The sequence below is a fragment of the Duganella aceris genome (assembly GCF_011090165.1).
GTDB classification, from domain to species: domain Bacteria; phylum Pseudomonadota; class Gammaproteobacteria; order Burkholderiales; family Burkholderiaceae_D; genus Rugamonas; species Rugamonas aceris.
Genome location: NZ_JAADJT010000013.1, coordinates 136,642 through 162,126, shown reverse-complemented (window position 1 = coordinate 162,126; position 25,485 = coordinate 136,642). Strand labels below are relative to the sequence as shown.

The window sequence follows — 25,485 nt, the reverse complement described above, 5'->3', positions numbered from 1 at the left end:
GTTATCAACCGCAGACAGAGATGGCAAAGCCGTTCATGGCGCTATGGGCCAGCGCGCACCAGCCCCAGTTGCGCGTGCGCCGGTACAGCAGCGCCAGCGCCAGGCCCGGTGCGGCCACCGCCAGCGCGTGCGGCCAGCCGGAACCCAGGTGGAGCAAGGCGAAGGCGATCGTCGAGAGCGGAACGGCGGCCGCGCCGCGCCGCATCAGCCACTCCTGCAAGCCGGCACGGAACACGCACTCCTCCAGCAGCGGCGACAGCAGGAGCAGAAGCAGCCAGGCGCCGGCGTCCGGCGCCAGCAACCGCGGGCCGCATAGCTCGGTGATCAACACATAACCTTTTCAAATTGCGCATCTTGTCTGACCGTTCATTCCCGGTCGCGCGGCAAAGGTTCTAAGCGGAGGGGATTATTTTCGACCGGTCAATCGGTCCAGCCACTTGGTGGCGATGCGCTTGTTGGCTTTGAGGGTGTAATCCAGCGTGGCGAATTGCTCGCCCAGCGCTTCCTGCAGCATGCTGGCCGGATTGGCCGGCAGCAGTTTCAGATAGGCGTCCGCCTCGCCGTAGTCGCGATGAATCTCCATCCCGGCTTTTTTCGCGATGTGCATCATGGTCTTGTTGGACGACAGGCAGTGCATGTACAACGTATCGACATCGTTGTTGCGGCAGTGGATGGCGGCGCGTTCGAACAGCCTGGAACCGACGCCCATGCCGCGCGCGGATTTGCTGACCGAGACGCCGAATTCGGCGATCCGGTCCTTCTCGGTGACCGCGCTCTTGCTGTCGTCGCGCGGCGCGAACGCCAGGTGGCCGACCGCCACCAGCTTGAACACGCGGTTGTACACGCCGAACACCATGTCGCGCCCGAAGTCGATGCGGTTGACGTAGTTCTCCACCTGCTCGTCGGGCAGCACGGTGCCGAAGCGCAGCAGGCGGTCGTTGTTCTCCAGGCCGAGGAAGTGCTTCAGCATGCGCCGCCGGTCGCGCTCGCGCAACTCCTTGACGAGCACCGTCGGACGGCTCTTGCCGTCTTTGTTGCTCCCCCAGCGGCGCAACGGATTCTGGAACAGATCGATCGAGTTCATACTTGCGAAAAGGTTATGGTGCAGTGCAACATCGACCGCCATTGTACCTCGCTTCGAATTTACGCGCCGGGCGCTTGCAGCGGCATGCCCGCCTCGTCCTCGTCGTCGGCATCGGCCGCCTTGAGCGCCAGCTTGACGGCGGAGACGCGGGCGCGGTGCACCAGCTCCGGGATGCGTTGCGGGTTGGCGGCGCAGCCCTGCGCGATCTCGCCGGCGTTGACGCCGCGCGCGGCGGCCAGCGCGGCCTCCAGGTACGGACCTTGCGGGAACGGCGCGTCGCGGTAGCTGGCGTTCGGGCCGATGCGGCCGCGCGAATCGCATTCGGTCGCCAGCAGCATCTGCGAAAAGCGCGCCGGCTTGCGGAAGGCGTCGCAGCGCTCGAGCAGCGTGACGATGGTGTTGGGCCGCAGCTGCAAGGCGCGGCCGACGTTGCCGTGTTCGCGCGCCGTCATCACCGCCAGGTCGCGGCACTCGGTCGGCACCTTGAGGCGCTTGCACACCTGCTCCACCAGCTTGACGCCCATGCCCTCGTGCCCATGATGCGCCGGCCATTTGTCGGCCGGCGTCACGCCCTTGCCCAGGTCGTGCATCAGGCAGGCGAAGCGGGTCGCCAGTTCGTGGCCGGCGTCGGCCGCGCAATCGATCACCTGCAGCATGTGCATGCCGGTGTCGATCTCGGGATGCCACTTCTCCGGCTGCGGCACGCCCCACAGCACGTCCAGCTCCGGCAGGATGCGCGCCAGCGCGCCGCAATCGCGCAGCACTTCCAGCATGCGCGACGGCTTCGCCTCCATCAGCCCGCGCGCCAGTTCCTGCCACACGCGCTCCGGCACCAGCGCATCGACCTCGCCCTGTTGCACCATCTGCCGCATCAGCGCGTTGGTTTCTGGCGCGACGCGGAAGTCGCTGAAGCGCGCGGCGAAGCGTGCCACGCGCAGGATGCGTACCGGGTCTTCGGCAAAGGCTTCCGACACGTGGCGGAATACGCGCGCTTCGAGGTCGCGCCGGCCGCCATAGGGATCGGTCAGCGTGCCGTCGTCGGCGCGGGCGATGGCGTTGATGGTCAGGTCGCGGCGCACCAGGTCGTCTTCCAGCGTGACGTCCGGCGAGGTGTGGAATACAAAGCCCTTGTAGCCGGGCGCGGTCTTGCGTTCGGTGCGGGCCAGCGCGTACTCCTCCTGCGTCTTCGGGTGCAGGAACACCGGGAAGTCCTTGCCGACCGGGCGGAAGCCCTGGGCCAGCATCTGCTCGGGCGTGGCGCCGACCACCACGTGATCGTGGTCCTTGACCGGCAGACCAAGCAATGCATCGCGCACGGCGCCGCCGACTACATAGATCCGCATCGTATCAATCCGGCATTTCGGCGTCGTGGTCGGGCGCCGTTTCGGTTTCGGCCATGGCCTCGGCGACCCAGCGCGCCACCGCCGGATGGGCCAGCACGCGCTGGCAGTAGGCGTCCAGCGCCGGCGCCAGCGAAACGCCGTAGGTTTTAAACCGCATCACCACCGGCGCGTAGTAGGCGTCGGCGATCGAGAACTCGCCGAACAGGAACTGGTGGTGGCCGAAGCGCGACAGACATTCCTCCCAGATCTCGCTGATGCGGCCGATGTCGGCCTGGCTGCCGTTGGTGCGGCCACGACCCGGATAACTGCCCTGGATGTTCATCGACATCGCGCTGCGCAGGTCGGCGAAGCCGGCGTGCATCTCGGCGCAGATCGAGCGCGCCATCGCGCGCGCGGCCACGTCCTGCGGCCACATATGCAGCTCCTGGAACTGTTCGGCGAGGTATTCGCAGATCGCCAGGCTGTCCCAGATCGTCATCTCACCGGCCAGCAGCACCGGCACCCGGCCGCAGGCCGAGTAGCCGCAGATGCGGTTGGCGGTGTCCGGCTGGTCCAGCAGCACGCGCACTTCCTGGAACGGGATGCCGAAGGCGGTCATCGCCACCCACGGGCGCATCGACCACGACGAGTAGTTCTTGTTGCCGATGACGAGCGTCAGGCCCGGCTCGCGCGCGGCGGCCAGGGCGTTGGACAAGCTGGGATCGAGTTGAGTGGTCTGCATGGCGATGCGTCCTGATTTGTTGTTATGGGCGGGAGCCGAAGCTGGCTTCCTGCTGTTCCTGTTCGGTGTAGCCTTTCGGCGCGACGTTGCCCAGGCGCGCCTTCAGCGATTGCGGCCGGCCTTCGAACAGCGCGGCGTAGTAGGTGGTGTTCGACATCACATTCTTGACGTAGGTGCGGGTCTCGACGAAGGGAATCGATTCGATGAAGACCGCGCTGTCCATCGGCTTGGTCAGCGTCGAGCGCCACGAGCGCAGGCGGCCCGGCCCGGCGTTGTAGGCGGCGGTGGCCAGCACCTGCGAGCCGTCCATGTTCCCGAGCACCATGTTCAGGTAGTTCGCGCCCAGCAGGATGTTGGTGCGCACGTCGCTCAGCATGTCCTGCACGAAGTCGGTCAGGCCGATCTTCTTGGCGACCCAGCGCCCGGTCGACGGCATCACCTGCATCAGGCCCGAGGCGCCGACGTGCGACTGCGCGTCCATGATGAAGCGCGACTCTTGCCGTATCAGGCCGTAGACCCAGGCTTTGTCCAGCCCCAGCGTCTGCGTGGTCGGATGCATGATGTCGTTGTGCGGCGACGGGAAGCGCTGCGTGTAATCGACCTGGATGCGGGTGCGCTCCGAGGTGTTGACCATGCGGTCGAGAATATTGTTCTGGCGCGCGAATTCGGCGGCGGCCAGGTGTTCCCGCTCGCTCATGCCGCGCAGGCCCCAGTTCCATTCACGCGTGCCTTCGAAACGCAGCCGCATGCTGAAGAACTTCAGCGCGCGCTGGAAATTGGGATTGGCGGCGATCGGCGCGATCTCGGACTGGCCGATCGGCAGGCCGGGCAGCGGGATGGTGATCAACTTGCCGGTTTCCTCCAGCGCCAGCTGGCCGTAGTAGTTCGACTGGTCGGCGATGCTGCGGAACAGCTGCAGCGCCTCGCCGGTCGGCTGGCTGGTGGCGCCGGCTTCCGCCATCAGCGCGCGGCCCAGCCAGTAGACCCAGGCCGGATCGTTGCGCAGCGCCTGCGGCATGGCGCGGATATTGTTCTTGACCTGCTTCCAGTCGCCGTTGCGCAGCGCGAATCGTGTCTTCCACTGCATCTGGTCGATCGACAGCGGCGCGCCGGTCGACTTGTTCCAGTAGTCGCCGGTCTCCGGCGCCAGCGAGTACGACGATTGCAGCGCGATCGCGGCCCAGCCTTCCTGCGCCTCCTGGCGACTGAGCTTGGGCGCGGCCTTGTTCAGCGCCAGCACCGCCAGCTTGACGCTGGTCTTGGCCATGCGGCCCACGGCGACGATGAAGATCTCGTGTTCGGTGCGGCCGGCGCCGACGCCCTTGGCCAAGGTCAGGGCCGGCAGGTCGACCGCCTGCACCGCCTTCTTCTCGTTCCCGTCCAGCAGCGCGACGATGCGGCGTGCCTGGCCGGTGGCGTTGAATTCGCCGGCCAGCCGCAGCTGCGCGTACAAATCGTCGATGTTGAACTGGCCGGACTGGTACAAGGTCGCGATCAGGAGCGCGCACGGTTCACCGTAGACGCTGGGCGATGTCAGCAGCGCGCGCGCCTCGTCGGCCACCTTCTGGCCCTTGAGCGCGCGCGAAATCAGCGCGTAGCATTTGACCTGGGTGTCGTCGTTGATCACGTACAGCGGCAGCTGTTCGTCGAAGGTGGCCCAGTCGCGCTTGCGGCCCAGGTCCAGCAGCCAGTCGTTGCGCAGGCGGTCGACGATGGCCTCGCCCTCGTAGCGCCGCATGAAGTCGCGGATTTCCGCGTACGACGCGTCCTTCAGGTGCGATTTCAGCCGATAATAATCGACGTAGGAAGGGATCGAATAATTGGGCAGGCGCGCGGCGTAGAACTCCGCCTTGCTGGCATCGTCCTGGCGCACGGCGTCGCGCAGCAGCAGGAAGGAATCGTCTTCCTTGCGGCTGTCGGCGCTGATGTCCTCGGCGTGGGCGAACGATGTCAGGGCAACGACGAGGGCGCCGGCGATCCATTTCGAAGCAGAAATCAATGTGCAACTCTCTTAAGTCTTGAATCAAATATGACCAGCCACCCTAGAATACCACGCAGCGCGACCGAACCACCAGCCCCGGACGCCCCGTCCAAAGGGGATTTGCGCAAGCGGCTGCTGACGGCGCGGCGCGCGCTGGATCCGGCGACGCGGGCGGCGTGGGACCGGGCGATCGGCGAGCGGGTGGTGGCGTGGTGGCAGTCGGCGCGGCCGCGGGCGCTGGGCGTGTATTGGCCGCTGCGCGACGAGCCGGACCTGCACGCAGCCTACGCGCAACTGGCGCGGCTGGGCGCGCGGCTGCTGCTGCCGGTGGTGGTGGCGAAGGATCAGGCGCTGGAATTCGCCGAATGGCGCATCGGCGAGGCGATGGTCAAGGATGCGATGGGCGTGGCGGTGCCGGCCGATCTACGCTTGCAGGCGGCCTATCCGCCGGCGCTGCTGGTGCCCTGCCTGGGCTTCAATCCGCAGGGGTATCGCCTGGGTTACGGCGGCGGCTTCTACGACCGCACGCTGGCGCGCTCGCCCCGGCCGCAGACGCTGGGCATCGCTTACCAGTGCCTTCAAGTGCCATTCGCCGGCGACGATCACGATGTGGCGCTGGACCGCATACTCACCGAAATCGCCGGCCGCTAACCCGCACTGCGGCCACAAGGGTCAGACCCCGTACGGGGTCTGACCCTGCCTGGCTTTGCCGGGTGCGGCGGCACTCAGGAAATCACACCAGCCGTTGCCACAGCGCGGTGGTCGGCGCCACCTGGTTCATGCTGTAGAAGTGCAGGCCCGGCGCGCCGCCGGCCAGCAGGCGCTCGCACAACGCCGTCACCACGTCCAGGCCGAAGGCCTTGATCGAGGCGCTGTCGTCGCCGAAGCTGGCCAGCTTCAATCGCACCCAGCGCGGGATCTCGGCGCCGCACATGTCGGAGAAGCGCATCAGCTGCGTGTAGTTGGTGATCGGCATGATGCCTGCCACGATCGGCACGTCGATGCCCAGCTTGCGGGTCTGGTCGACGAACTGGAAGTAGGCGTCGGCGTTGTAGAAGTACTGCGTGATGGCGGCGTTGGCACCGGCCTTGACCTTGCGCTCGAACGCCAGCAGGTCGTCCTGCGGCGACTTGGCCTGCGGGTGCACTTCCGGATAGGCCGCCACTTCGATGTGGAACCATTCGCCGGTCTCCTGGCGGATGAACTCCACCAGCTCGTTCGCGTAGCGGAATTCGCCGGCCGCGCCGTAGCCGCTCGGCAGGTCGCCGCGCAGCGCGACGATGCGCTTGATGTTGTGCGACTTGAACTCGGCCAAGATCGCGCGGATCGACTCGCGCGTGCCGCCGACGCAGGACAGGTGCGGCGCGGAGTCTTCGCCGGCGGCAAGGATCTCGACCACGGTGTCCAGCGTGCCGCGCTGCGTGCTGCCGCCAGCGCCGAAGGTCACGGAAAAATATTTGGGATGCAGCTCGGACAGCTTGGCGCGCGTGACGCGCAGCTTTTCCGCGCCTTCCGCCGTCTTGGGCGGAAAGAACTCGATACTGAAATTAGGATTGGCCATCGGATGTCTTCAAAAGTATGGTCGACAAGGCCCAGGAAATCACGCTGTACAACAAGGCTCCGCCAATCGCCGACAGGAAGCTGTCGACATGGAAGCCGTCCACCCATTGCGCCACCAGCCAGAACATGAAGCCGTTGATGATGAAGATGAACAGGCCCAGCGACACCAGGGTCACGGGCAGCGTCAGCAACAGCAGGACGGGGCGTATCAGCGTATTGACCAGGCCCAGGACAAGAGCCGCGACGAGGGCTGCGCCTATGCTTGTGACATCGACGGAATGCATCAGGTAAGGCACCGCCAGCAGGGCGATCGCATTGATTAACCAGGTAAGGACCAAACGCATGGGAAGTTCTCGCTGCAAGATGAACATCCCTCCCGCTGACGCGGGAGGGACGGTGTTTTAGTAACGGTAGTGGTCTGGCTTGTACGGACCTTGTTGCGACACGCCGATGTACGACGCCTGCTCTTCGGTCAGCACGGTGAGTTGCGCGTTCAGTTTCTTCAACTGCAGGCGCGCGACCTTTTCATCCAGGTGCTTCGGCAGCACGTACACGCCGACCGGATACTTGGCGGTGTTGGCGTACAGCTCGATCTGGGCGATGGTCTGGTTGGCGAACGACGACGACATCACGTACGACGGATGGCCGGTGCCGCAACCCAGGTTGACCAGGCGGCCTTCGGCCAGCAGGATGATGCGTTTGCCCGATGGGAAGATGACGTGGTCGACCTGCGGCTTGATGTTGTCCCAGGTGTACTTCTTCAGCGAGGCGACGTCGATCTCGTTGTCGAAGTGACCGATGTTGCAGACGATGGCCTGGTCCTTCATGGCCAGCATGTGCTGCTCGGTCAGGATGTGGTAGTTGCCGGTGCAGGTGACGAAGATGTCGCCGTGTTCGGCGGCGTAGTCCATGGTCACGACGCGGTAGCCTTCCATCGCCGCCTGCAGTGCGCAGATCGGATCGATTTCGGTGACCCACACCTGCGCCGACAGCGCGCGCATGGCCTGGGCCGAGCCCTTGCCGACGTCGCCGTAACCGGCGATGACGGCGACCTTACCGGCGATCATCACGTCGGTGGCGCGCTTGATGCCGTCGACCAGCGATTCGCGGCAACCGTACAGGTTGTCGAACTTCGACTTGGTGACCGAGTCGTTGACGTTGATCGCCGGGAAGGCCAGCTTGCCTTCCTTGTGCATCTGGTACAGGCGGTGCACGCCGGTGGTGGTTTCCTCGGTCACGCCCAGGATTTGCGGCAGGCGCTTGGAGTACCAGGCCGGATCGATCGCCAGGTGGGCCTTGATGGCGTTGAACAGGCAGATCTCTTCTTCCGAACCCGGCGCGGCCAGCACCGAGATGTCTTTTTCGGCGCGCGCACCCAGATGCAGCAGCAGCGTGGCGTCGCCGCCGTCGTCGAGGATCATGTTCGAGTACACGGCGTTGCCCGAGGCGTCGGCAGGCCAGTCGAAGATGCGGTGGGTGTAGTCCCAGTATTCGTCCAGGGTTTCGCCCTTGATGGCGAACACCGGGGTGCCGGCGGCCGCGATGGCGGCGGCGGCGTGGTCCTGGGTCGAGTAGATGTTGCACGAGGCCCAGCGCACCTTGGCGCCCAGCGCTTCCAGCGTCTGGATCAGCACGGCGGTCTGGATGGTCATGTGCAGCGAACCGGTGATGCGCGCGCCCTTCAGCGGTTGCGCGGCGGCGAATTCCTCGCGGATGGCCATCAGGCCAGGCATTTCGGTTTCGGCGATCTTGATCTCTTTGTCACCCCATGCTGCCAGGGAGATGTCGGCGACCAGGTAGTCTTGTGCGGATTTGAGTACGGCGTTCATCACGCCCTCCTTTCATTGTTGAAAAAAGTAACGTGAGCGCGGTTTGAGACTCCGAGCCTGGCGAATTCTTGATTCGTCGCAACGCTCCTCGGAAGGCGCATTTTAGCAAAAAAAAACGCCCCGCAGGGCGTTTTTTACCGAACCGGGCCGGCTTACTTGAGGCCGGCGGCGTCGCGCAGGATGGCGGCCTTGTCGGTGCGTTCCCAGGTGAATTCCGGCTCTTCGCGGCCGAAGTGGCCGTAGGCGGCGGTCTTGGCGTAGATCGGACGCAGCAGGTCCAGCATCTGCACGATGCCTTTCGGGCGCAGGTCGAAATGCTCCATCACCAGCTGGGCGATCTTCTCGTCCGGGATCACGCCGGTGCCTTCGGTGTACACGGTGATGTTGATCGGACGCGCCACGCCGATGGCGTAGCTGACCTGCACCTGGCACTGGCGCGCCAGGCCGGCCGCGACCACGTTCTTGGCCACGTAGCGCGCCGCGTAGGCGGCCGAACGGTCCACTTTCGTCGGATCCTTGCCCGAGAACGCGCCGCCGCCGTGCGGGCTGGCGCCGCCGTAGGTGTCGACGATGATCTTGCGGCCGGTCAGGCCGCAATCGCCCTGCGGACCGCCGATGACGAAGCGGCCGGTCGGGTTGACCAGGTACTTGGTGTCGACCAGCCACTCGCGCGGCAGCACTTGCTTGATGATCTCTTCGATCACCGCTTCTTCGATCTGTTTGTGCTGCATTTCCGGCGCATGCTGGGTCGACAGCACGACGGTATCGACCGCGACCGGACGGCCGTTGACGTAGCGCAGCGTGACTTGCGATTTGGCATCCGGACGCAGCCACGCCAGGCGGCCGTCCTTGCGCAGCTGCGACTGGCGTTCGACCAGGCGGTGCGCATAGTGGATCGCGGCCGGCATCAGCTCGGCGGTCTCGTCGCAGGCGTAGCCGAACATCAGGCCCTGGTCGCCGGCGCCCTGGTCGAGGTCGATGCCCGCGCCTTCGTCCACGCCCTGGGCGATGTCCGGCGACTGCTTGTCGTAGCAGACCATGACCGCGCAACCGCGATAGTCGATGCCGAAGTCGGTGTTGTCGTAGCCGATGCGCTTGATGGTTTCGCGCGCGACCTGAATATAATCGACGTTGGCGTGGGTGGTGATCTCGCCGGCCAGCACCACCAGACCGGTGTTGCACAGCGTTTCGGCGGCGACGCGCGCCTTCGGATCCTGGGTCAGGATCGCGTCCAGGATCGCATCGGAAATCTGGTCGGCGACTTTGTCGGGGTGGCCTTCCGAAACGGATTCGGAAGTGAAAAGATAATCATTGGACATCGCAAGCTCCTCATACTGGTTAAGAATGTTCTGTCGCCAACCAATACGGCTTGCGACGCTTTAGCGATATTTATATTCCGCTTCGCAAGTTGTCTGTTAACTCAGCGGGTACTGCCATACGTGGTATTTTACGCTTCTTTGAAAAAGTTTGGCGACTGCAACGTCGCCGAACGCAAACTTGACCTAGACAATTCAACATTCATGCTCGTTCCTATTTTTCGTTTTCTTTCCATCTTCCCCTTGTCGTTTTTGCACGCGCTGGGGGCGGCGCTGGGCTGGCTGGTGTACCTGAGTTCGCCCTCGTACCGCCGCCGCATGCGCGACAACATGACGCAGGCCGGCTACGCCCGGCACCTGCCGGCCGCCGTGGCCGAAGCCGGCAAGAGCATCGTCGAACTGCCTTTCATCTGGTGCGCCGATCCGCGGCGCGTGTCGCGCCACGCCAGCGATGAAAACTGGGCCATCGTGCAGACCGAGCTGGACGCCGGCCGCGGCGTGGTGTTCCTGACGCCGCACCTGGGCTGCTTTGAAATCGTGGCGCAGGAAATCGCGCTGCGCACCGAGCTGATGGTGATGTACCGGCCGCCCAAAAAGGAAGCGCTGAAACCGCTGATCGAAGGCGCGCGCGCGCGCGACAACCTGCTGCTGGCGCCGGCCACCATGTCCGGCGTGCGCATGCTGGCCAAGTTCCTCAAGAAGGGCAAGCCGATCGGCCTGCTGCCGGACCAGGTGCCGCAGGAAGGCGAAGGCGTCTGGGCCACCTTCTTCGGCCGCGACGCCTACACCATGACCTTGCCGGCCAAGCTGGCGCAACTGGGCGACGCCACCATCATCGTCACCTACGCAGAGCGCTTGCCCGGCGGCAAAGGGTATGTGGTGCGCTTCGTGCCGTTCGACGGCAGCCTGGACGGCGACGCCGCGCAGCAGGCGCAGGCGATCAACAGCGCGATGGAGCGGCTGATCGCGCGCAACCCATCGCAATATTATTGGAGCTACAACCGTTACAAGGTGCCGGCCGGCATCGCCGCGCCAAGCCGGGAGGCGCAGCCATGAAGCTGATGTTGGGATTCATGTGGCTGCTGCACTGGCTGCCGTTGCCGCTGCTGGGCCGCTTCGGCGACGCCGTCGGCAGCCTGCTGTTTTTGGTGATGCGTCCGCGGCGGCATATCGCGCTGACCAATCTGCGGCTGTGCCTGCCGGAACTGAGCGAGGCCGAGCGGGTCGCCATCGCGCACCGCCACTTCCAGGCGTATTCGCGCAGCGTGTGGGAACGCGGCATTTTATGGTGGGCGTCGGAGGCGCGGCTGCGGCGCCTGATCACGATCGAACCGGGCGCGGTCCCGGTGGACGAGATGACCGCCAAGCCGACCATCCTGCTGTGCCCACACTTCGTCTGCCTGGACGTGGCCGGCGCCTCGATCGCGATGGTGGCCAGCGCCTCGTCGATGTACGTGACGCAAAAGAACGCCACCTTCGACAAGGTGCTGCGCGCCGGCCGCGCCCGCTTCAAGCCGGTCAAGCTGTTCACCCGCCAGGACGGCATCAAGCCGATCCTGCGCGCGCTGCGCGACAAGCTGCCCTACTTCATGCTGCCGGACATGGACTTCGGCGACAAGGACGCGGAATTCGTGCCCTTCTTCGGCGTCGAGGCCGCCACGCTGACGGCCACCGCGCGCATCGCCGCCACCACCGGCGCCCAGGTGATGCCGGTGATCGCCACCTTCCTGCCGAATTACCAGGGATGGCGTGTGAAATTCTATCCGGTGTGGGACAATTACCCCGGTCCCGACATGGTCGCCGCCACCCGCCGCATGAACGAGTTCATCGAGGAACGCGTGCGCGAATCGCCGGCCGAATATTTCTGGACCCACAAACGCTTCAAGACGCGGCCGAATGGCGAACCTTCGCTGTACAGTAAAAACTAAGTCACCCCATGAAACTCAAATTCACCAAAATGCACGGCGCCGGCAACGATTTCGTCGTGATCGACGGCATCAACCAGCACATCGACTTCACGCCGGCGCAGTGGCAACTGCTGGGCGACCGCCGCTTCGGCGTCGGCGCCGACCAGATCCTGCTGGTGGAAAAGCCGAGCCAGCCGGGTTGCGATTTCCGCTACCGCATCTTCAACGCCGACGGCGGCGAGGTCGAACAGTGCGGCAACGGTTCGCGCGCCTTCGTCAAGTTCGTCTCGGAAAAGGGGCTGACCGACCGCCGCAGCATCACCGTGGAAACCAAGGCCGGCGTGATCGCGCCCCGGCTGGAACTGGACGGCAGCATCACGGTCGACATGGGTGCGCCGGTGCTGGACGCGGCGCGCGTGCCGTTCGACGCCGAAGGCTTGCAGGGCGTGGCGCAGGGCGCCGACACGCTGTGGCCGCTGGTGCTGGAACTGGGCGGCGCCAAGGAGAGCGTGCTGGTTTCCGCCGTGTCGATGGGCAACCCGCATGCGGTGCAGATCGTCGACGATGTCGACACCGCGCCGGTGGAGCTGACCGGTCCGCTGATCGAGCATCACGCGCGCTTCCCCAACCGCGTCAACGCCGGCTTCATGCAGGTGGTCGATCGCCATCATGTGAGACTGCGCGTGTTCGAGCGCGGCGTCGGCGAGACGCTGGCCTGCGGCACCGGCGCCTGCGCCGCCGCCGTGGCCGGCATCCGGCGCGGCCTGCTGGACAGCCCGGTGCGGGTCGATGCGCGCGGCGGCCAGTTGTCGATCAGCTGGGCCGGCGCAGGCCAGCCGGTGTGGCTGACCGGGCCGGCCGTCACCGTCTTCGAAGGTGAAATAGAACTCTAGGCGAGCCCTAGGCGGCCAGCAGGTCGCCCTCGCCATCGCCGACGGCCGGCAGCCAGGTCTTGAGCCGGTACAGGCGCTGGCGGTAGTTGCCTTCCAGGCCGTCCGGTCCGCTGTCGACCTCTTCGAACAGGCGCACGATGCGGTCCAGCGCCTGGCGCTCGCGCGCGGTGCGCAGCAACACCAGGCGGCGCTTGCTGCGGCCGTAACTGGCGCGGATGTCGACCACCAGGCAATGGCCCTGGTCGGCCGCCTTCACATCCAGCAACAAGGCTTCCGCCCGGCTCAGGCCGAACAGCGTGGCCAGCTCCAGCCGGGCCGCCAGCAGCGGCTGGCTTTCCAGCAATTCCCGCGTCAGACAGGCCACGATGCTGGCGATCCAGCCCGACTCCTTGGGCGCGGCGACGATGCGCGCCAGCGCCGTTTCCGCCTCGTCGCAGCCCTGGGCGGCGGCCTTCTGCAGCCAGTAGGCGGCGCGCACATCGCTGTGCTGGTCGGCGCGGCGATTGCGCCAGGCATACATGCCGCACTCCAGCTGGGCGCCGCAATGGCCCATCTCCGCCGCGCGCTCCAGGTAGGCTTGCGCCTCGGCCACGCAACGCTGCGAAAACTCCGGTTTCAGATAAATGCGCGACAGCGCGAACCAGGCCTCGGCCAGGCCCTGCTCGCCGGCCAGCGTCAGCCAGCGGATCGCGCGCTTGAAGTTGACGGCGGCGATGCCGTTGCTCTGGCGCTTGCCGTCGCCGTCCATGCGCGCGAACCACAGTCCCAGCGCCAGCTGGGCGTTGCGCTCGCCGCCGTGCGCGGCCAGCTCGCGGCAGTGCCGCAGTTCGGGATCGCCGTCATGCCGCTCCAGCAGTTCGGCGCAGCGCGCCAGCAAGGTCACCTGCTGCGGCGTCAACGGCCAGTCGGCCAGCCGCGCCGCTTCGGCGTCGGCCGGCGCGGCGGCCAGCAGCTGGCGCAGCAGCGGTTGTGCCTGTTGCAGGAACGCCACGTGGTCTTCCGGCCACAGCTTCTCCAGCAACGCATACTGGGCCGCGACGACAGCGTTGTCGGCGCGCCACGGCTGGCGCGCGCTCGGGCGCGGCGGCGGCGCCGGCGCGCCCGCCGGGGATGGGGTGGCGGCCGACGCCGACGGCCGGCCGCCGGACAGATGCGCCAGCAGCCACAGCGCCTCCGGCGAGCCGGTCTGCGCGGCCGCGTCCAGCGCCTGGCGGGCTTTGTTGTGTAAATGGGACATATCGTGCGGCGCGGCCGGCTGCAGCACCAGTTGCGCCAGCACCATGCCGGCCTGCTCGACGCCGGCGTCGTAGGCGCGTTCGTACCACGGCAGCACGGCCGGCACGCAATGCTGGGCGTGCTCGAACGGGATGTTGGCGCCGATGAGCATCCACGCCTCGTCCTGCTGCTGCAGCGCGGCGCGGTTCAACCAGTGCAGTGCGGTGGGCACGCTCAGTGGCAGGCTGGCGCCGCCGAACAGATACAGCTTGCCCAGCGCCAGTTGGCACACCGCGTCTCCGGCGCGGGCACCCCTGATGATCCCTAGCTCTTCTCGATTTGCCATCGTCTCACTATGAAATGATCCATCGAAGCGGGTGACGCCACTGTGCTGTCTGCGGCGCCGTATGGTTATAAGTGTAGCGTGCGATCCGCGCCACACGCGAAATAATATGCGCGCCGGTTTGATCTTGAACAACCGCGACACCCCGCTTTGGACGGTACGCTAGAGTTGTTTTGATGCCTCAGTGAAAGGAAATCTTGCGCGCCGGCAGCCGATCGGCAGGCCGGACAAGCGTTTCAAAAATACAACAGGAACTCGGAAATTGCGGGCTTTCGACCAAAACAAGCCGTCATAATCGACCATTCCAACGCATTTGGCCCGATCAGCATTTAAGGTACTTCTCATCTGACGGTCACAATGAGACGGTGCACCTTGGGATGTTTGTACGACTCACTTATAAAAAGGAATAACTCAAATGAAAAAATCTTTAGTGGCTCTGGCACTCATGGGCGCGTTTTCCGGCGCGTACGCGCAATCGTCCGTGACCATCTACGGCACTTTGGATGCTGGTGTTTCCAGGCGTACAGACACCGACGTGACCGCCGTCGGCAAGCGTGACAACAACAAGCTGGGCTTCCGCGGCGTCGAAGACCTGGGCAGCGGCCTGAAGGCCCTGTTCCAACTGGAAATCCGCTACGAGCCGGACACCGGCGTGATCGAAAGCACCACCCGCCCGCTGTTCCAGGGCCAGAGCCGCGTCGGCCTGCAGGGCGACTTCGGTACCATCCGCCTCGGCCGCGGCCTGACCGCGTTCCAGGAAACCAGCACCGCCTACGAGCCATGGAGCGGCATGCCCGCCGTCGCCGGCTACCAGACCGATCTGCAAGTGGCCGGCTACACCAGCGATCCGCTGAGCGCGCCCGGCAACTCGGCCAACCGCTTCTCCAACGCGGTGTTCTATAACACCCCGGTGATCGGCGGCATCTTCCAGCTGAACGTCACCGTCGCCGCCAAGGAAGCCAACGGCAACGCCGCCATCGTCGGCCGCGGCACCGCCGCCGCGCCGCAGTTCACCGCCAACTACGTGCCGCAGGTGGCGCCGTATTCGCTGAGCGCGACCGTCGGCCAGGGTCCGTATTCGATCTACGCCGCCTACGAGCGCAACGCGGTGGAAACCAAGCTGTGGTCGATCGGCGGTTCGTTCAAGCCGATTCCGGCGTTGAAACTGATGGCGTCCTACCAGCGCCAGGACCAGGACAACAGCGTGCTGATCAACCCGATCACCAAGGCCTGGCTGGTCGGCGCCAACTACAACATCGGCGCCGGCATGATCCGCGCCGGCGTGGGCCGCAAGACGCCGGACAACTTCCTCAACAGCCCGGCGATCGCCAAGACCAAGCAGTTCTCGGTCGGTTACGACTACAACCTGTCGGCCCGCACCTATCTGTACGTCGACGCGGCGCGCAAGAAGATCACCCCGGCCGCCACCTTCAATTACTACAGCCTTGGCATCCATCACAATTTCTAAGCGGCGCAGTCGACAAGAACTGTATGCGTGAGATGGGGAATGGCGGGCATGGGCAACCATGTCCGTTTTTTTTCGTTTAGAATGCCAGTGCAACTCCAACCACGCTTATAAAGTACCTCAATGACTGCCCCTCTGGACTCCACCCTGGTCGCGCAATACCTGACCGATCACCCGAATTTCTTCGAAGAACATGCCGACCTGCTGGGTGACATCAAGCTGGCCAGCCCGCTGACGGGCCGCGCCGTATCGCTGCAGGAACGCCAGATGGAAGTGTTGCGCGATAAATACAAAACGCTGGAACTGCGCATGAGCAACCTGATGCGCCTGGCCTCGGAAAACGAAGCGATCGCCAACAAATTCCACCGCTGGACCAAGGTGCTGCTGGAATCCGAAGACGTCGGCTCGATGCCGCATTCCGTGGTCAGCGGCCTGAAGAACAGTTTCGAGGTGCCGCAGGTGACCCTGCGCATCTGGGACACGGCGCCCGACTACGCCGGCGAATGGTTTGTCGGCGGCGTCACCGAGGACGCGCGCATCTTCGCCAACAGTCTGCTGGCGCCGTATTGCGGCACCAACAAGGATTTCGAAGCGGTGCGCTGGCTGGACGATCCGGCCGGCATCACCTCGACCGTCATCATTCCGTTGCGCAAGCCGGGCAACAAGAACGCCTTCGGCCTGTTGATCCTCGGCTCGCCCGACCCGGCCCGCTTCACCTCGCTGATGGCGACCGACTTCCTGGTCCACATCGGCGAAACCTCCAGCACCGCGCTGGCCTGGCTGCTGGCCTAAGCCGCGCGCCCACGCCCATGAGCGCCGATCCGGACCGCAAACTGGCCTGGATCGACGCCTACCTCGCGCATCTGCGCGGCGAGCGGCAATTGTCGCCGCACACCACCGCCGCCTACGCCCGCGATTTGCAGCAACTGGCCGCGCTGTCGGACGGCCAGGACTGGACCGCGCTCGACCATTTCGCCATCCGCCGCCTGACCGCCAAGCTGCACGCGCAGCAACTCGATCCCCGTTCCATCGCCCGCAAGCTGTCCAGCTGGCGCGGCTTTTTCGCCTGGCTCGGCGACCAGGTGGCGCTGGCGGCCAACCCGGTGCAGGGGGTGCGCGCGCCCAGGCGCGCCAAGACCCTGCCGCGCGCGCTGTCGGTGGACGACGCGGTGCACCTGGTGGCGCCGCAGCGCCCCAGCGCCGGCGCCGCGCCCGCGCCCGCCGAGCTGTGCAACCGCGCCATGTTCGAACTGTTATATTCCAGCGGACTGCGGGTGTCCGAGCTGGCCGGGCTGGACCTGACCCCGCGCAAGGACGCGCTGGGCTGGGTGGCGTTCGACAACCGTGAAGTGATCGTCACCGGCAAGGGCAACAAGCGGCGCGTGGTGCCGGTCGGCGCCGCCGCGCTGGACGCGCTGCAAGCCTGGATCGCGGTGCGGCCGGCGCCGCTGGACGGCGGCGACGCGCTGTTCCTCAGCGCGCGCGGCACGCGGGTCTCGCCGCGCGTGATCCAGCAGCGGCTGCAGGCCCATGGCGTGGCCAGCGGCGCGCCGGTGCACGTGCATCCGCACATGCTGCGCCACTCGTTCGCCTCGCATGTGCTGCAATCGTCCGGCGACCTGCGCGCGGTGCAGGAGATGCTGGGCCATTCCAGCATCAGCTCGACGCAGGTGTACACCGCGCTCGACTTCCAGCGCCTGGCCGAGGTGTACGACCAGGCCCATCCGCGCGCCAAAGTGAAATAGCGCACCCGGTACTGATATTGCTCAATCGGACCAATTGCTAGCGCCGCACAAATTCCGGCATAATCGCCCGATTGCATTTGTCGCATTCGATCCCCATATGGGTATCCCCTTACCTTGAACTGGCACGCACCATGGCACTGATTCCGACCACCATCCTGACCGGCTTCCTCGGCGCCGGCAAGACCACCCTGCTCAACCGTATCCTGCAGGAAGATCACGGCATGCGCATCGCCGTGATCGAGAACGAGTTCGGTCAGGAAAACATCGACAACGAGATCCTGGTGCAGGACAGCGGCGAACAGATCGTCGAAATGAACAACGGCTGCATCTGCTGCACCGTGCGCGGCGACCTGATCGTGGCGTTGACCGGCCTGGCGCAAAAACGCGACGCCGGCGAGATCCAGTTCGACCGCGTCGTCATCGAGACCACCGGCCTGGCCAACCCCGGTCCGGTGGCGCAGACCTTCTTCGTCGACGAGGAAGTAGGCGCTCACTATATGCTGGACGCCGTGGTCACCGTGGTCGACGCCCGTCACGCGATGGATCAGCTGGACCAGCACGAGGAAGCCCAGCGCCAGGTCGGGTTCGCCGACAAGCTGCTGCTGTCCAAGACCGACCTGGTCGACGCGGACCAACTGGCCGCGCTGACCGCGCGCCTCAAGCGCATCAACCCGCGCGCGCCGATCAGCAGCTCCGACTTCGGCCGCGCCCCGATCGCCGACGTGCTGGACCTGAAGGGCTTCAACCTCAACGACAAACTGGAGCTGGACCCGGACTTCCTGCACACCGACCAGGCGCACGACGACGACCACGTCCACGACGAGCACTGCGGCCACGACCATGACCATGGGCACGCCCATCACGATCACCACGACCACCACCATGGCCACCACAGCGACGACATCGCCGCCTTCGTGTTCAAAAGCACCCGTCCGTTCGACACCGCCAAGCTGGATGAGTTCCTCGGCGGGCTGGTGAATGTCTATGGTCCTCGCATGCTGCGCTACAAAGGCGTATTGTTGATGAAAGACGCCGATCGCAAGGTGGTGTTTCAAGGCGTGCATCAGATCATGGGCAGCGATCTGGGCGCAAAATGGGGAGAAAACGACGTTCGAGGCAGCAAAATGGTATTTATAGGTAAAAATCTGCCGAAAGATATCTTTATTAGCGGATTAGAACAATGTCTGGTATAAACTATCCGGGTTTTGTGGGGATAGCTAAAAAACCACAAAGCCCGGGCTGATTAATTGAAAACTCTGTCGTATCGAAGGTAAGCGAAGTTATGACCAAAACTAATAAATCGACCCCCGCCGCCGCCGACCGCATCCTGACCGACGAAGAAATTCTGAAGATGGATGAAAAGGATTACATGAACGCGGCGCAGTTGGCCTTTTTCAAAGTGAAGCTGCAGCAGCTTGAAAAAGAACTGTTGAAAAACGCCGGCGAAACCACCGAACACCTGCGCGAAACCGTGCTGGTGCCGGACCCGGCCGACCGCGCCACCATCGAAGAGGAACACGCGCTGGAACTGCGCACCCGCGACCGCGAGCGCAAACTGCTGAAAAAAGTCCAGCAATCCATCGTCGCCATCGACGGCGGCGACTACGGCTGGTGCGAAGAGACCGGCGAACCGATCGGCATCCCGCGCCTCATCGCGCGTCCGACCGCGACGCTGTCGCTGGAAGCGCAACAGCGCCGCGAACTGAAGCAGAAGCTGTACGGCGACTAAGCAGTCGTTCCCCATCAAGAAGCACGCGCCTCAACCCCGCGTGCTTTTTTTACGTGGTTTTGCAACGCCATCCCATCCGTAACACGGCAAACGCTTTCCCTTCCGCTACACTAGTGCTGATTAAGACAACGAGGTCAGCGTGGGATTGTTCTCCATCTTCAAGAAGGCCGACCGCGACACGCTTGCGCCGCTCAGCGACGACGAGGCGGCGCGGCTGGCCGCCAACAGCGAAGCCGAACGCCAGAGCCAGCAGGCGCGCCAGCGCGAGATCGCGCGCGCCACGGCGATGAAGATCGACGCCATCGAATCGGCGATGACCTTCGACATCTTCAACCAGCCGGAGCCGGCCTGGGGCAGCCCGCGCGCGGCCCGCCCGCCGCGTCCGCGCCCCGCCGGCGACCACGGCGGCGACACGCTGGCCGGGCTCGACATCCCCACCACGCTGCTGCTGCACGACGACGAGCTGCCGCAACAGGCGACGGCGGCCGAGAGCGCGCCGGTGGTGGAGGAAATCGCCATTCTGTACGCCAACGCCCAGGGCGCGGTGGCGCAGCAACTGCTGACGGCGGCGGTGGCCGACACCGGCGGCCGCGACCGCATCGTCTGGTGGATGCTGTTCGACCTGTACCAGGTCGGCGGCCAGCAAGACCTGTTCGACAACCTGTCGATCGACTACGCCAGCACCTTCGAAACCTCGCCGCCGCCGTGGAACGCGCCGGCCGCGCCGGCCGCCGGCACGCCGGACTGGGCCGGGGTGATCCCGACCGAATCGTTCAGCGGCGTGCTGGACCAGCACATCGCGCCGCAGCTGGACCGCCTGCTGCAACTGGCCGCCGCCAGCCCGGTGCTGCGGCTGGAGTTCGGCCGCCTCCACGCCGTCGATGCCGCCGGCTGCACGCTGCTGCGCGACACGCTGCGCAAGCTGCAGGCGCGCCAGCGCGAGCTGATCCTGGTGGACGCCGCCGGCCTGGCGGCGCAGATCCGCGCCGGCATCGCCATCGGCCGGCGCGACGACACCGAGGCGCCGTGGCTGTTGCTGCTGGAGTTGTTGCAGCTGCTCAACCGCGAAAAGGAGTTCGAGGAAATCGGCATGGACTACTGCGTCACCTTCGAGGTGTCGCCGCCGTCGTTCGCGGCGCCGCACAAGGTGGCGACGGCGGCGGCGCAGCACGTGTCGGCGTCGCCGGACCGCTTCATGCTGCCGCCGCTGATCGAACACCAGCTGGGGCCGGTGCTGCCGGCGATCCACGACTATGCCGGGCAATACCAGACGCTGGTGTTCGACTGCTCGCGCCTGACGCGCATCGACTACGCCTGCGCCATCCAGCTGCACGCGCAGTTGCAGCCGCTGGCCGGCGCCGGCAAGAAGATCGAGTTCCGCGACGTGAACCATCTGGTTACTGCCCTGTTGAGACTGCTAGGCTATGCGAATATCGCCAGAATCTATCCACACCGCTACTAACTTGTAATCCCCGTTTCCAGCCCCACTTTTCAGTCTTGACGCAGTTTGCATCATCACTTTGAGGTCACTATGGAACAATTTCACGGCACCACCATCCTGTGCGTGCGACGCGGCAAGGAAGTCGCGCTGGGCGGCGACGGCCAGGTCACGCTCGGCAACATCGTCATGAAGGGCACGGCCCGCAAGGTGCGCAAGGTCTACCAGGGCAAGGTGCTGGTCGGCTTCGCCGGCGGCACCGCCGACGCCTTCACCCTGCTCGACCGCTTCGAGGGCAAGCTGGAGAAGCACCAGGGCAACCTGCTGCGCGCCTCGGTCGAGCTGGCCAAGGACTGGCGCACCGACCGCGTGCTGCGCCGGCTGGAAGCGATGCTGCTGGTGGCCGACAGCGAATCGACGCTGGTCATCACCGGCAACGGCGACGTGCTCGAGCCCGAGGACGGCGTCGGCGCGATCGGCTCGGGCGGCACCTACGCCCAGTCGGCCGCCAAGGCTTTGGTGGAAAACACGGAACTGTCGCCGGCGGAAATCGTCAAAAAGTCACTGACCATCGCCGGGCAGCTGTGCATCTACACCAACTTGAACCACATCATCGAAACACTGGATCCAGCATGAACATGACCCCACAGGAAATCGTCGGCGAACTCGACAAGCACGTGGTCGGCCAGGGCAAGGCCAAGAAGGCGGTCGCGATCGCCCTGCGCAACCGCTGGCGGCGCCAGCAGGTCGAGGAACCGCTGCGGCACGAGATCACGCCGAAAAACATCCTGATGATCGGCCCGACCGGCGTCGGCAAGACCGAGATCGCGCGCCGCCTGGCCAAGCTGGCCGACGCGCCGTTCATCAAGATCGAAGCCACCAAGTTCACCGAGGTCGGCTATGTCGGCCGCGACGTCGACACCATCATCCGCGACCTGATCGACATCGGCGTCAAGCAGACCCGCTCGGCCGAGATGGCCAAGGTGCGCGCCCGCGCCGAGGACGCCGCCGAAGACCGCGTGCTCGACATCCTGCTGCCGCCGGCGCGCGATTTCGGTTTTACCCAGAACGCGCCGTCGGACACGCCGAAGGAAGGCAAGGAAGGCGATAGCACCCGCCAGACCTTCCGCAAGCGCCTGCGCCAGGGCGAGCTGGACGACAAGGAAATCGAGATCGAACTGGCCGAGGCCGGCCCGCAGATGGAGATCATGGCCCCGCCCGGCATGGAGGAAATGACCGAGCAGATCAAGTCGATGTTCTCCGGCATCGGCGGCGCGCGCAAGAAGCCGCGCAAGATCAAGATCAAGGAAGCGATGAAGGTGCTGCTCGACGAGGAGGCCGCCAAGCTGGTCAACGACGACGAGATGAAGCAGAAGGCGATCCAGAACGTCGAGCAGAACGGCATCGTGTTCCTCGACGAGATCGACAAGATCGCCTCGCGCTCGGAAGTGGGCGGCGCCGACGTCTCGCGCGCCGGCGTGCAGCGCGACCTGCTGCCGCTGGTCGAGGGCACCACCGTCAACACCAAGTACGGCATGATCAAGACCGACCACATCTTGTTCATCGCCTCGGGCGCGTTCCACCTGGCCAAGCCGTCGGACCTGATCCCGGAGCTGCAGGGCCGCTTCCCGATCCGGGTGGAACTGGAATCGCTGTCGATCGCCGATTTCGAGCGCATCCTGACCAGCACCGACGCCTGCCTGACCAAGCAGTACGAAGCCCTGCTGGCGACCGAGAACGTCAGCATCGAGTTCGCGCCGGAAGGCATCACGCGGCTGGCGGAGATCGCCTACTCGGTCAACGAGCGCACCGAGAACATCGGCGCGCGCCGCTTGTACACGGTGATGGAAAAGCTGCTGGAGGAACTGTCGTTCACCGCGAGCGAGGACAGCGGCAAGGTGATCGTCATCGACGCCGCCTATGTCAACGCGCGGCTGGACGCGCTGGCGGTCAACGAAGACCTGTCGCGCTACGTGTTGTAAGAGGAAAGCAGCATGGCGAACAAGGCCTTGTCGACGCGGCAGAAGATGACGATACGGGTCGAACCGTCGCAGAAGCCGCCGCGCAATCCGGTGGCGGTGGCGGCCAAGGCGCGCGCCGGCGGCGCCGGTCCGCACGCCAAGCCGCAGGCCACCGGCCGCCAGGCCGCCAAGCGCCTGCTGGCCAAAGCCAATCTGAAGCCGGAAGCGGAAGAAGAGTGACCCCTTGCCGGGCGCCTGTGATGGCGCCCGCGCTCGGGCGATCGATGCAGTCTGCGCCCGTCCCCGTCAATGTACCAATAGATTACGCCAAGCGCTGGTTTTCGCCCCGAGAGGTATCGTGCTACGATACCTTTTGTTTTTTCACCAAGGCGAACCATGAGCTCACCGGAATTGCTGCTGCAAGTGCTGCGGACCCAGATGCGGGCCGCCGGCGTCACCTACAAAATGCTGGCCGAGCGCATCGCGATGAGCGAGTCGAGCGTCAAGCGCATGTTCGGCCAGCAGGACATGTCGCTGTCGCGGCTGGCGCAGATCTGCAAGGCGGCCGGGGTGGCGATGGAGGACGTGCTGCGCGGCGCCGCCGACGCCACGCCGCAGGCGGACGCGCTGACGCTGACCCAGGAAAAATCGCTGCTGGCCAATCCGCACCTGCTGCTGATGGCGATCTGCTGCCTGGGCCACTGGACCATCGAGCAGGTGCTGGAAACCTACAGCCTGAGCGAACCGGAATGCATCCTGCTGCTGGCCGAGCTGGACCGGCTGGGCGTGATCGAGCTGAAGCCGATGAACCGCTACCGGCTGCGCGTCTCGAACGCCTTCCGCTGGCTGCCGGACGGTCCGGTGCAGCGCTTTTTCCGCGAGCACGCGGTGGCCGACTACTTCGGCGGCAGCTTCGACGGCGTTGGCGAAACGCTGCTGTGCCTGCCGGCGCGGCTGTCGCAGCCGAGCGCGAAGGAGCTGGTGGCGCGCATCCAGCAACTGGCCGCCGAGCTGGCGCGGCTGCACCAGAACGACCGCCGCCTGGCGCCGCAGGACCGCGACGGCTTCACGCTGCTGGTCGGCTTCCGCTCATGGGAATTCGCCGCCTTCACCGCCCTGCGACGCGGGGTCAGTTCCGGCATCGTGCCACGGGCTCTGCCGTAGCGGACGCTACGGCAGAGCCCGTGGCACGATGCCGGAACTGACCCCGCCCGTCCGGATCCGCGCCGCATCGCGCGCCGGCGGCATGCCGAAGGCGCGCGCGTATTCACGCGAGAACTGGGTCGCGCTCTCGTAGCCGACCTGCATCGCGGCGGCGGTGACGCCGTGCGCGCCGGTCAACAGCAGCGAGCGCGCCTGCAACAGGCGGATGCGCTTCTGGTACTGCACCGGACTAAGCGCCGTCACCGCCTTGAAGTGGCGGTGAAACGCCGATGGACTCATCGCCGCGATCTTCGCCAGCATCCCCACCCGCAAGGGCTGGGCGAAATCGCGCTTGATGTGCTGGATCGCTTGGCCGACGCGCGCCAGCGCGGTGTCCGGGGTGGCGATGTCGCGCAGCATGCGGCCGTGCGGACCTTGCAGCACGCGGTACAGGATCTCGCGTTCGTACGCCGGCGCCAGCGCCGGGATGTCGGCCGGGTGTTGCATCAGGCGCAGCATGCGCACCCAGGCGTCCATCAGCTCCGGCGTGGTGTGCGCCACCGCGAAACCGGCGGACGGTTCGCCGCCAGTTTCAGGCAAGTCCTCCAACAGCGCGGCGATGATCGCCGGCTTCAGCGTCAGGCTCACCGCCAGGTAGGGCGCGCCGTCGGCCGCGGGCCGCACCACGCCGGCCGCCGGCAAGTCGACCGACATGACGAAATAGGTCGCCGGGTCGTATTCCAGCGTGCGCGCGCCGACCGTCATCGCCTTGCTGCCGCTCAGGATCAGGTTGACCATCGGTTCATACAGCGCCGCCAGGTCGTGCTCCGGGATCTTCCCCTGCACCATGGCCACGCGCGGGATGCCGGTCTCGGTGCGGCGGTTTTCGGCGTGGGCGGCGAGGCGCCTTAATTCGTCCAGTTGGGTTTTCATGCTTCCATTAGACCCGCCCCCGGCCGCCGGCGCAAGCGAAAAGCAGGATCAGGCAGCAAGCCGGGAGAAAGAGGCATGCCGCCGCGCGGTTCGGGGCATACAGTGATGACTCCACATTCAAGGAGGTACATCATGAAAATTATCGTCATCACCGGCGGCAGCCGTGGCATCGGCGCCAGCGCCGCGTTGCAGTGCGCCGCGCGCGGCTTCGGCGTCATCCTGACCTACAAGGACAATCCGGACGCGGCCGCCGCGACGGTGCGCGCGGTCGAAGCGGCCGGCGGCCAGGCGGTCGCGCTGCGGCTCGACGTCGGCGACGCCGCCAGCTTCCGCGCCTTCCGCGAGGCGGTGCTGCAAGCACTGCAATCGGTGTGGGGACAAACGCGGCTGCATGGCCTGGTGAACAACGCCGGCTACGGCTTGTACAACCTGATGGAGAGCGTCACCGAAGAGCAGTTTGACGGCCTGATGAAGGTGCACCTGAAAGGACCGTTCTTCCTGACCCAGGCGCTGCTGCCGTTGTTCGCCGAAGGCGCCAGCATCGTCAACCTGACCAGCGCCACCACCCGCGTGGCCACCGCCGGCGTGGCGCCGTACGCCGCCTTCAAGGGCGGGCTGGAGGTGCTGACGCGCTACATGGCCAAGGAGTTCGGCGCGCGGCGCATCCGCGTCAACGCCGTATCGCCGGGCGCGATCCGCACCGAGCTCGGTGGCGGCCTGACGCCGGAATTCGAAACCATGCTGGCGGCGCAGACCGCGCTTGGCCGCGTCGGCGAAGCGGACGATGTCGGCCGCGTGATCGCGACGCTGATCTCGGACGACGGCGGCTGGATCAACGCGCAGACGATCGAAGTCGCCGGCGGCTACAATGTCTGACCT

General features: G+C 65.6%; 26 protein-coding genes and 1 riboswitch. Of the genes, 15 read left to right on the top strand and 11 right to left on the bottom strand.

From position 1 onward, the window contains the following. Positions 1-4 precede the first annotated feature (4 nt). From mrtJ to GW587_RS25480, 5 genes are all read right to left on the bottom strand, one after another. The gene (gene mrtJ / locus GW587_RS25500; protein WP_371875652.1) at positions 5-331 is read right to left on the bottom strand and encodes a JDVT-CTERM system glutamic-type intramembrane protease MrtJ; all 327 of its coding nucleotides are present in this window, start codon (positions 329-331) and stop codon (positions 5-7) included. Between the two features lie 75 nt (positions 332-406). Then, entirely contained in the window at positions 407-1,084 is a 678-nt protein-coding gene (locus GW587_RS25495) for a GNAT family N-acetyltransferase (RefSeq protein WP_166107709.1), read from the bottom strand. A gap of 59 nt (positions 1,085-1,143) precedes the next feature. Further along, a complete protein-coding gene (locus GW587_RS25490; protein ID WP_166107708.1) occupies positions 1,144-2,427 on the bottom strand; it encodes a multifunctional CCA addition/repair protein in 1,284 nt (427 codons plus the stop codon). A gap of 4 nt (positions 2,428-2,431) precedes the next feature. Next, positions 2,432-3,148, bottom strand: coding sequence for a glutathione S-transferase family protein (locus tag GW587_RS25485; RefSeq protein ID WP_166107707.1), 717 nt, complete (start codon positions 3,146-3,148; stop codon positions 2,432-2,434). Positions 3,149-3,170: 22 nt separating this feature from the next. Continuing rightward, complete coding sequence (locus GW587_RS25480; RefSeq protein WP_166107706.1) at positions 3,171-5,147, bottom strand: lytic transglycosylase domain-containing protein; 1,977 nt, start codon at positions 5,145-5,147, stop codon at positions 3,171-3,173. A gap of 30 nt (positions 5,148-5,177) precedes the next feature. Between GW587_RS25480 and GW587_RS25475 the strand changes: the two genes are divergently transcribed. Further along, positions 5,178-5,780, top strand: a complete 603-nt coding sequence (locus GW587_RS25475; RefSeq protein ID WP_166107705.1) for a 5-formyltetrahydrofolate cyclo-ligase — start codon at positions 5,178-5,180, stop codon at positions 5,778-5,780. An 82-nt stretch (positions 5,781-5,862) separates the two neighbouring features. On the opposite strand, the gene metF is transcribed toward GW587_RS25475, so the two are convergent. From metF to metK, 4 genes are all read right to left on the bottom strand, one after another. Then, positions 5,863-6,690, bottom strand: a complete 828-nt coding sequence (gene metF, locus GW587_RS25470) for a methylenetetrahydrofolate reductase [NAD(P)H] (RefSeq protein ID WP_166107704.1) — start codon at positions 6,688-6,690, stop codon at positions 5,863-5,865. Then, complete coding sequence (locus GW587_RS25465; RefSeq protein ID WP_166107766.1) at positions 6,677-7,033, bottom strand: phage holin family protein; 357 nt, start codon at positions 7,031-7,033, stop codon at positions 6,677-6,679. Before GW587_RS25465 ends, metF begins: the two co-directional genes overlap by 14 nt. A gap of 57 nt (positions 7,034-7,090) precedes the next feature. Beyond that, complete coding sequence (gene ahcY, locus GW587_RS25460) at positions 7,091-8,518, bottom strand: adenosylhomocysteinase (RefSeq protein WP_166107703.1); 1,428 nt, start codon at positions 8,516-8,518, stop codon at positions 7,091-7,093. 27 nt (positions 8,519-8,545) lie between these two features. Beyond that, a riboswitch (S-adenosyl-L-homocysteine riboswitch) is annotated at positions 8,546-8,614 on the bottom strand. Positions 8,615-8,670: 56 nt separating this feature from the next. Then, positions 8,671-9,837, bottom strand: a complete 1,167-nt coding sequence (metK, locus tag GW587_RS25455) for a methionine adenosyltransferase (RefSeq protein WP_166107702.1) — start codon at positions 9,835-9,837, stop codon at positions 8,671-8,673. Between the two features lie 201 nt (positions 9,838-10,038). Between metK and GW587_RS25450 the strand changes: the two genes are divergently transcribed. The 3 genes from GW587_RS25450 to dapF are packed head-to-tail and all read left to right on the top strand — an operon-like array spanning position 10,039 to position 12,634. Further along, on the top strand, positions 10,039-10,890 hold the full coding sequence (locus tag GW587_RS25450; RefSeq protein ID WP_166107701.1) for a lysophospholipid acyltransferase family protein: 852 nt from the start codon (positions 10,039-10,041) through the stop codon (positions 10,888-10,890). Next, a complete protein-coding gene (locus tag GW587_RS25445) occupies positions 10,887-11,762 on the top strand; it encodes an LpxL/LpxP family acyltransferase (protein ID WP_166107700.1) in 876 nt (291 codons plus the stop codon). The genes GW587_RS25450 and GW587_RS25445 overlap by 4 nt, the downstream gene beginning before the upstream one ends. 8 nt (positions 11,763-11,770) lie before the next feature. Continuing rightward, the gene (dapF, locus tag GW587_RS25440; RefSeq protein WP_166107699.1) at positions 11,771-12,634 is read left to right on the top strand and encodes a diaminopimelate epimerase; all 864 of its coding nucleotides are present in this window, start codon (positions 11,771-11,773) and stop codon (positions 12,632-12,634) included. A 7-nt stretch (positions 12,635-12,641) separates the two neighbouring features. Here dapF and GW587_RS25435 read toward each other — a convergent pair whose 3' ends face one another. Beyond that, complete coding sequence (locus GW587_RS25435; protein ID WP_166107698.1) at positions 12,642-14,195, bottom strand: tetratricopeptide repeat protein; 1,554 nt, start codon at positions 14,193-14,195, stop codon at positions 12,642-12,644. Positions 14,196-14,607: 412 nt separating this feature from the next. Between GW587_RS25435 and GW587_RS25430 the strand changes: the two genes are divergently transcribed. The 10 genes from GW587_RS25430 (at position 14,608) to GW587_RS25385 (ending at position 23,694) form a co-directional block, all read left to right on the top strand. Beyond that, positions 14,608-15,660 carry a porin gene (locus GW587_RS25430; RefSeq protein WP_166107697.1) on the top strand — a complete coding sequence of 351 codons (1,053 nt, stop codon included), beginning with the start codon at positions 14,608-14,610 and terminating at the stop codon, positions 15,658-15,660. A gap of 120 nt (positions 15,661-15,780) precedes the next feature. Further along, a complete protein-coding gene (locus GW587_RS25425; protein WP_166107696.1) occupies positions 15,781-16,449 on the top strand; it encodes a DUF484 family protein in 669 nt (222 codons plus the stop codon). A gap of 17 nt (positions 16,450-16,466) precedes the next feature. Then, positions 16,467-17,402: a tyrosine recombinase XerC gene (locus GW587_RS25420; RefSeq protein ID WP_166107695.1), complete on the top strand. Its 936-nt coding sequence runs from the start codon at positions 16,467-16,469 to the stop codon at positions 17,400-17,402. A gap of 131 nt (positions 17,403-17,533) precedes the next feature. Then, a complete protein-coding gene (locus GW587_RS25415; protein ID WP_166107694.1) occupies positions 17,534-18,595 on the top strand; it encodes a CobW family GTP-binding protein in 1,062 nt (353 codons plus the stop codon). A gap of 89 nt (positions 18,596-18,684) precedes the next feature. After that, the gene (gene dksA, locus GW587_RS25410) at positions 18,685-19,131 is read left to right on the top strand and encodes an RNA polymerase-binding protein DksA (RefSeq protein WP_166107693.1); all 447 of its coding nucleotides are present in this window, start codon (positions 18,685-18,687) and stop codon (positions 19,129-19,131) included. A gap of 139 nt (positions 19,132-19,270) precedes the next feature. Next, the gene (locus tag GW587_RS25405) at positions 19,271-20,593 is read left to right on the top strand and encodes an STAS domain-containing protein (protein WP_166107692.1); all 1,323 of its coding nucleotides are present in this window, start codon (positions 19,271-19,273) and stop codon (positions 20,591-20,593) included. A 69-nt stretch (positions 20,594-20,662) separates the two neighbouring features. Next, positions 20,663-21,205, top strand: a complete 543-nt coding sequence (gene hslV, locus GW587_RS25400) for an ATP-dependent protease subunit HslV (protein ID WP_166107691.1) — start codon at positions 20,663-20,665, stop codon at positions 21,203-21,205. Next, entirely contained in the window at positions 21,202-22,551 is a 1,350-nt protein-coding gene (gene hslU, locus GW587_RS25395) for an ATP-dependent protease ATPase subunit HslU (protein WP_207393637.1), read from the top strand. The genes hslV and hslU overlap by 4 nt, the downstream gene beginning before the upstream one ends. A gap of 12 nt (positions 22,552-22,563) precedes the next feature. Next, the gene (locus tag GW587_RS25390) at positions 22,564-22,770 is read left to right on the top strand and encodes a hypothetical protein (RefSeq protein WP_166107690.1); all 207 of its coding nucleotides are present in this window, start codon (positions 22,564-22,566) and stop codon (positions 22,768-22,770) included. A gap of 156 nt (positions 22,771-22,926) precedes the next feature. After that, positions 22,927-23,694, top strand: a complete 768-nt coding sequence (locus GW587_RS25385; RefSeq protein WP_166107689.1) for a helix-turn-helix domain-containing protein — start codon at positions 22,927-22,929, stop codon at positions 23,692-23,694. Between the two features lie 6 nt (positions 23,695-23,700). Here the strand turns inward: GW587_RS25385 and GW587_RS25380 are convergent, their stop codons facing one another. Continuing rightward, a complete protein-coding gene (locus GW587_RS25380; RefSeq protein ID WP_166107688.1) occupies positions 23,701-24,606 on the bottom strand; it encodes an AraC family transcriptional regulator in 906 nt (301 codons plus the stop codon). Positions 24,607-24,738: 132 nt separating this feature from the next. Here GW587_RS25380 and GW587_RS25375 point away from each other — a divergent pair, with 132 nt between their 5' ends. After that, positions 24,739-25,482: an SDR family NAD(P)-dependent oxidoreductase gene (locus tag GW587_RS25375; protein WP_166107687.1), complete on the top strand. Its 744-nt coding sequence runs from the start codon at positions 24,739-24,741 to the stop codon at positions 25,480-25,482. The last annotated feature ends 3 nt before the right edge of the window (positions 25,483-25,485 follow it).